7 protein-coding genes are annotated in these 6,000 nt (G+C 66.4%); 2 read left to right on the forward strand and 5 right to left on the reverse strand.

Features of this window, described 5'->3' with window-relative positions:
• Window positions 1–202 precede the first annotated feature (202 nt).
• Window positions 203–1,054 carry a pantoate--beta-alanine ligase gene (gene panC / locus ACXJMY_RS33830; protein ID WP_456623687.1) on the forward strand — a complete coding sequence of 284 codons (852 nt, stop codon included), beginning with the start codon at window positions 203–205 and terminating at the stop codon, window positions 1,052–1,054.
• On the opposite strand, the gene ACXJMY_RS33835 is transcribed toward panC, so the two are convergent.
• The 5 genes from ACXJMY_RS33835 to ACXJMY_RS33855 form a co-directional block, all read right to left on the reverse strand.
• Window positions 1,051–1,491, reverse strand: coding sequence for a DUF1489 family protein (locus tag ACXJMY_RS33835; RefSeq protein WP_456623688.1), 441 nt, complete (start codon window positions 1,489–1,491; stop codon window positions 1,051–1,053). The two genes, panC and ACXJMY_RS33835, sit on opposite strands and share 4 nt — an antisense overlap.
• Before the next feature lie 42 nt (window positions 1,492–1,533).
• Window positions 1,534–2,517 carry a hypothetical protein gene (locus ACXJMY_RS33840; protein WP_456623689.1) on the reverse strand — a complete coding sequence of 328 codons (984 nt, stop codon included), beginning with the start codon at window positions 2,515–2,517 and terminating at the stop codon, window positions 1,534–1,536.
• Between the two features lie 157 nt (window positions 2,518–2,674).
• Entirely contained in the window at window positions 2,675–2,878 is a 204-nt protein-coding gene (locus ACXJMY_RS33845) for a hypothetical protein (protein ID WP_456623690.1), read from the reverse strand.
• A gap of 190 nt (window positions 2,879–3,068) precedes the next feature.
• The gene (locus tag ACXJMY_RS33850) at window positions 3,069–3,437 is read right to left on the reverse strand and encodes a YidB family protein (protein ID WP_456623691.1); all 369 of its coding nucleotides are present in this window, start codon (window positions 3,435–3,437) and stop codon (window positions 3,069–3,071) included.
• A gap of 85 nt (window positions 3,438–3,522) precedes the next feature.
• Window positions 3,523–4,185, reverse strand: coding sequence for a glutathione S-transferase family protein (locus tag ACXJMY_RS33855; RefSeq protein ID WP_456623692.1), 663 nt, complete (start codon window positions 4,183–4,185; stop codon window positions 3,523–3,525).
• Between the two features lie 121 nt (window positions 4,186–4,306).
• Between ACXJMY_RS33855 and ACXJMY_RS33860 the strand changes: the two genes are divergently transcribed.
• Window positions 4,307–5,020, forward strand: coding sequence for a DUF599 domain-containing protein (locus tag ACXJMY_RS33860; protein WP_456623693.1), 714 nt, complete (start codon window positions 4,307–4,309; stop codon window positions 5,018–5,020).
• Window positions 5,021–6,000: the final 980 nt, after the last annotated feature.

Consider the following 6,000-nt stretch of genomic DNA (forward strand, 5'->3'; position numbering starts at 1 on the left):
ACACTGCGTCGTTCGTCATCGTGAATTGCACCGCCGCCGCGCGTCTGTGAACCAGCCCACAATGTCGGGATATCCCGCGCGGCTTCGCAGGGAATGCTGTGCCGCATCTGGATGCATGGCGTCCACGACCGCCGCTTGTTAAGGTTAGCCCGCTCGGGCGCCGGGACGCGCCCGCCTCCATCCCCAACCTCGTTGAGTGCTGATGCCACGAAGCCCCTTGATCGCCCGCACGGTCCCCGCCCTGCGGCGCGCCGTCGACAATCTTCGCAAGCGAAAAGCCACCGTCGCGCTGGTGCCGACCATGGGGGCACTCCATGACGGGCATGTGTCGCTGGTGCGCCTCGCCAAGCGGCGCGCGAGCCGCGTCGTGGTCTCGATCTTCGTGAACCCGACTCAGTTCGCCCCGACCGAGGATTTCGGCGCTTACCCGCGAACCTGGAAGGCCGACATCGCCAAGCTCGCGGCCGAAGACGTCGACATCGTCTGGCACCCCGGCGTCGGGGCCATGTATCCGGAGGGCTTTGCCACCCGCATCGTGCCGGAGGGCCCGGCGCTGGCCGGCCTCGAAGACCGCTTCCGCCCGCACTTCTTCGGCGGCGTCGCCACCGTCGTCGGCAAGCTGTTCACGCAGTGCCGGCCGGATGTCGCGATCTTCGGCGAGAAGGACTTTCAGCAATTGCGCGTGGTGACGCAGATGGCCGGGGATCTCGACCTCGGGGTCAAGGTGATCGGCTCCCGCACCGTGCGCGAACGCGACGGGCTCGCGATGTCCTCGCGCAACGTCTACCTGTCGCCGGAGGAGCGGCAGACCGCGACCACGCTCTACCGCGCCATGAAGGAGAGCGCCGGGCGGATCCGCGCCGGCGAGGCGATCGCGTCCGCGATGGCGCGCGGCGCCGAGATGATCAAGGCGGCCGGCTTTGCCCTCGACTATTTCGAGGTCCGCCACGCCGAGACGCTGGCGCCGGTCGCCTCGCGCAAGGACGGGCCGTTGCGGATCCTGGTCGCGGCCAAGCTCGGAGCGACCCGCCTGATCGACAATGTCGCGGTTTAGAGCAATCCGAGATCGCGCAGCTCGCGCCGCATCGGCTCCGGCATCGCCGCGATGGTGCCAGCGGCGGACTTGCCGAGATCGGGCGGCACGGAATCCTCAGTGAGATAGCGCCAGCCCTGGAACGGGCGCATCGGCCGCGGCGACACCGAGATCACCTTGGGCTGCATCACGATCCGGCAGCGGCCGATGCCGTCCTTGTCGCGGAACGGCTCGATGCCGATGATCTTCTCGCGCGCCGCGATCTCACCCTTGATCACCCAATAGAGCGAGCCGCCCGAGAGAATCTCGGCGTCGCGCTTGGGCACCATGCGGGTGATGTGGATGTGATGTTGCGGCAGGCCCTTCTTCTTGGCCGTCTGCATCCGTTCGGCGACCCACCCCTTCAATTCCTTGACGGAGTCGCAGCCGACGGCGAGCTTGATCAGATGTAGTGGCATGCCCAAGCATTAGCGGGCCGGCCGCGGGTTTTCAAAGCCGATCTATTCGTTATCCGCAGCCGCGGGCGCCGAGGCCGGCGGCGGCGCGAGCGGAACCGGTGCGGCGGCCGGAGCGCGTGCAGCCTTCGGAGCCGGCGGCTTCTTGGCGGCCGGTGCCGCAGGCGCCAAAGCCTGGGCCGAGGCCGCAGCCGGCGCGCGCGGAGCCGGCGCCGGGGCGGCGTTGGCGGCGGGCGCCTGGCGCGTCGCCGCCGTTGGCTCCGGATTCATGATGCTCACCGGCGGCGTCGACATGGCGCTCGGGAACTCCGCATTGGTCGGCTTGCCCGTCGGCATCGACGGCGGCAGCGCCGCAAGCGCACCGGCGGGCGGCGGCGCCGCCGCGGGGGCGTTCCAGCTCGGCGCATAACGTGCGACCAGCGTATCGTAGAGATGGACGTTCATATTGGCGGCGACCTGCTGCTGATCGGTCAGCGAGCGGAAGGCGGCGCAATCGAACGGCGTGCAGCCGTCGCGTACGATCAGCACCTGCGCCACGAGGCCGTAGCGATCGCGCTCGAGCGCCTTGCGCAGCACCTTCACGTCCAGCGTCAGGCTCTGCTCGGCGGTCGCGACATCGCCGAGCGCGGTCAGCCGGTCGATCCTCGCTGCGGTGTAGGAGACGGCGGCAGCCGCCGCATCGGGCGAGCCGAACAGCGCCTTCTCGCAACCTGCAAGCACGGCGTCACCGGCGAGATCGTCGAGGCAGGACAGCGCCGGCAGGCTCGCAGTCCCCGCGACCTGCGCGCGCGCTTCGATCGGGGCTCCCTGCCCCACAGGTCCGTAGAGACGCATGGTGGCAGCCACCGCGATGACGATGGCGAGCAGCGTGATCACCGTCAGCGCGCCGTTGGCGACCGACTTCTCGGCGCGCAGCAGCGTGACCAGGAGAATCAGTCCGAAGAATCCGGCGGCTGCCAGCGTCATCCACATCGGAAAGGCCGCCGAGTGCCAGATTTGGTCGAGCGAAGTGGCCCATGCCCAGTTCATGCGCGACGTCCCCTCACGCGAGCAAAGAGCGAATGGTCAAAGCGAGCACCGCGAGTCGGCAGCTGCCCCCGGCCCACCTTGTCGAGGTGAAGCGGGCCTTTTGACGGCGAGCGGAGCAAATTCGTCCGCGAGGTCAATGGGTGGTGCCGTCAGCGCTTCAAGAGAGCGCGAGCTGGCTTTCCTTGGCAACCCGTTCGAAGGCTTCAGTCGAGCTCTTGATCCGGTACTGGCAATCGTCGCCGTCCGTCGGGAGCAGACGGATGATCTCATACGAACCGGTGGCAGCCGGACGCGCGACATTGCTGGCCGTGAACAATACGCGCGTGCCGATCGGAAATTTATGCTTCAACGCCCTCTCCATGACTCAAACAGCGCCTGCCGTGCCCAGGGTCCCACTGCGACGGCCGGCCGAAAACCCGCCCGCTCTATAGCATGCGGCCGTCTGTTTTGGCTAGCAGTATGCAGGCCTGACGAACGTGCCAATCCGGCAGCATTTTCAGGATGATACTAGGAAACCGGCGCGCCGGTGACGCTGCTGGAACCCGAGCGTTTCAGGCGGTATCGGGCAACCGGCCGGCGGGACTCGCCTGGTCCACGGCCTTGGGCAGTTCCTGAGCCAGGATCTGGCCCAGCTGGTCGACCGGGATGTTGAAGCGGGCGGCGAGCTGGCGGACGGTGTCGTTGCCGAGCACGGCGCGGAGCTGGTCGGCCGAGATCGGCAGGTTCTGGCCGTTGCCGAGCCAGGATTTGACCTGGTCGCCGAACCCCGCCTGCTGGAGCTTGGCAACGATCGCGCTGAGGCCGCCCTGATTGTTGTTGCCGAGCACCTCGCCCAGCACGGCCGGCAGCACCGCGGCGCCGAGCTGACCAAGCGCGCTGCGGAAGGCGGGATTGTTCTCCAGCGAGTCCAAAATTCCCATGGCCGTGCCCTCTCACTTGCGTTCCGTCGCGATTGAGCGCCGCCTCGCGACATGCCGTCAAGCGGCGCCCAATCACAATCGCGGGTTAGACGTCTTCGAACCTCGCGATGAGAAGCGTCTCGGCGATCCCGTCGCGGGTCCATTGCTGGAATGCCGGCAGCGCCATCATCGTCTCCATGTAGGCCTTGGCCTCCGGCCCGACCTCGATCGCATAGGTGCGGAAGCGGTGCACGACCGGCGCATACATCGCATCGGCTGCGCCGAAGCTGCCGAACAGGAACGGCCCCTTGGCGCCATAGCGCGCGCGGCACTCGCGCCAGATCTCCTGCACGCGCGCGACGTTGGCTTTGGCGTCCGCCGACAGCGCCACGGCGCCGACCGGCCGATGCAGGTTCATGCCGCATTCGTTGCGCAAGGCCATGAAGCCGGAATGCATCTCGGCGCACACCGAACGGGCATGCGCACGGGCGGCGACGTCGTCGGGCCACAGCTTCTTCTCGGGATAGCGCTCGGCGATGTATTCGATGATGCTGAGCGAATCCCACACCGTGATGTCGCCGTCGACCAGCACCGGCACCTTGCCGGCGCGGCTGAAGCTCAGGATCCGCTCCTTGTCCGCCGGATTGTCGGTGTAGAGCGGAATGACGGTCTCCTCGAACGGGATGCCGCTCGCGCGCAGCGCGAGCCAGGGCCGCATCGACCATGACGAGTAGTTCTTGTTGCCGATTGCAAGTTTGAGCGCAGCCATGTCACCGGTCCTTCCCGAAGCTCCTCGATGCGGCTGCTTTTAGCGCCAACGCCTGCTGCCAATCAATCGTTGCCGCGCCTCGGCATGCGTGGCAATCGTTGGCACCTGCGAGGAGAGAGACATGAGCAGGCATTGGGTCGACATCACCGCCGTCGGCTTCTTCATCATCGAATGGACGGTCTATGCCCTGACGCTGGAGCACTCGGCCTATGGCCGCGACAGCCTGTCGGCGCGCATGAACCGCTATCGCGAGGTCTGGGTGCGCCGCCTGCTCGACCGCGAGACGCGCATGGTCGACATGCAGATCATGGCCTCGCTCCAGAACGGCACCGCCTTCTTCGCCTCCACCAGCCTGTTCGCACTCGGCGGCGCGCTGGCGCTGCTGCATGCGACCAACGACGCGATCGCCATTCTGGGCAAGCTGCCGATCGACTTCAGCACCTCGCCCGCGCTGTGGGAACTGAAATGCGTCGGCCTGGTGCTGATCTGCGTCTATGCTTTCTTCAAGTTCGCCTGGGCCTACCGCCTGTTCAACTATGTCGCGATCCTGTTCGGCGGCATGCCGCCGGCCTCCCAGCGCGACACGCCGGAAGCTGAGGCCCACGTCATCCGCACCTCGCGCCTGTTCGAATCCGCCGGCCGTCACTTCAACCGCGGCCAGCGCGCCTTCTTCTTCGCGCTCGGCTATCTCGGCTGGTTCGTCAGCCCCTGGCTGCTGTTCGTGACCACGGCAGCCGTGGTGATCGTGACCTGGCGCCGGCAGTTCGCGTCCAGCGCATGGGCGGCGATGGCGCCGGAGGTGGTGGACGGCGAGATGCAGAAGCGCGGTCCTTGATCTCGCGTGTCCCGGACAAGCTGCAACGCATAAGCGTTGCAGCGCAGAGCCGGGACCCAGAAAGCGACACGCCACGGTGCCGATAGATGGGCCCCGGCTCTGCAGCGCACCGCTGAAGGGCGCTGCGCTGCGTCCGAGGCACGAGAGTGCATTTCGTTTCGCATCCATATTCAATCGCAGACACAGCTTCGCATTCTCGCGGCTCATTTCGCCCGAGCTTTGCTTCGTCGCTCCACCCTCTCAAAGCCAAGAGGGCGCAGGGAAGGCCGGGTGCCGGCTGGCACCCGCGGTCCGCTGCGCGAAAAGCACACGCAGAAAAACCGCACAGCAGCATACAGGTGTAGCCAATCACTCGGCCTTCCCTGCGCAGTGGTCGGACGGCTTATGCCGTGCTCTCCCGGGAGCCGAGTTCGTTCTGGCCTCCCTCGCCCTCGCGAAATTCACCGGCACCGCGCCGGTTGACGCGACTGCCGCCTCCGCAATAGCTTGACCGTAGCAACGACGGCCAGGACCACACGGTTTTGCCGTACGCACGGCCCGTTTGCTCGCCGCAGTTTTTCCAGCCCTGTCGACGGAGCCGGAAACTTACAGACGAGACGAACCTGAAAGCGCCGCTCATCCAGCGCGAAGTTTTGGGCTCACGGAGAGCAATCCGCCCTGCCCACGCCTCTCGCACCCGACGCTGCCGCGTCCACCGCAAGCCCGGCTCGCGACACGTGACGACACAAGATCGCCCCTCAAGGTCAAGCCGGGATGGGCGACACTTACGCCATTTCCGATTTTCTGTTTAGTGGAATATTTTTGCGAGGCGGGATTGACACCCGACCGAATCAGCAACTCTACGGCCAAGGCTGGCGAAGCCGATCGAAACGCTCAGGTTTTGAAGCACACACCGCGATATCCGGCTTACTTCCTGCGCATCGTCCCTGACCGACAATCGAATCGGGCCACAGGCCGATCCATCTGCCATAGCTCCACCT

The organism is Bradyrhizobium sp. P5_C12, assembly GCF_054049735.1.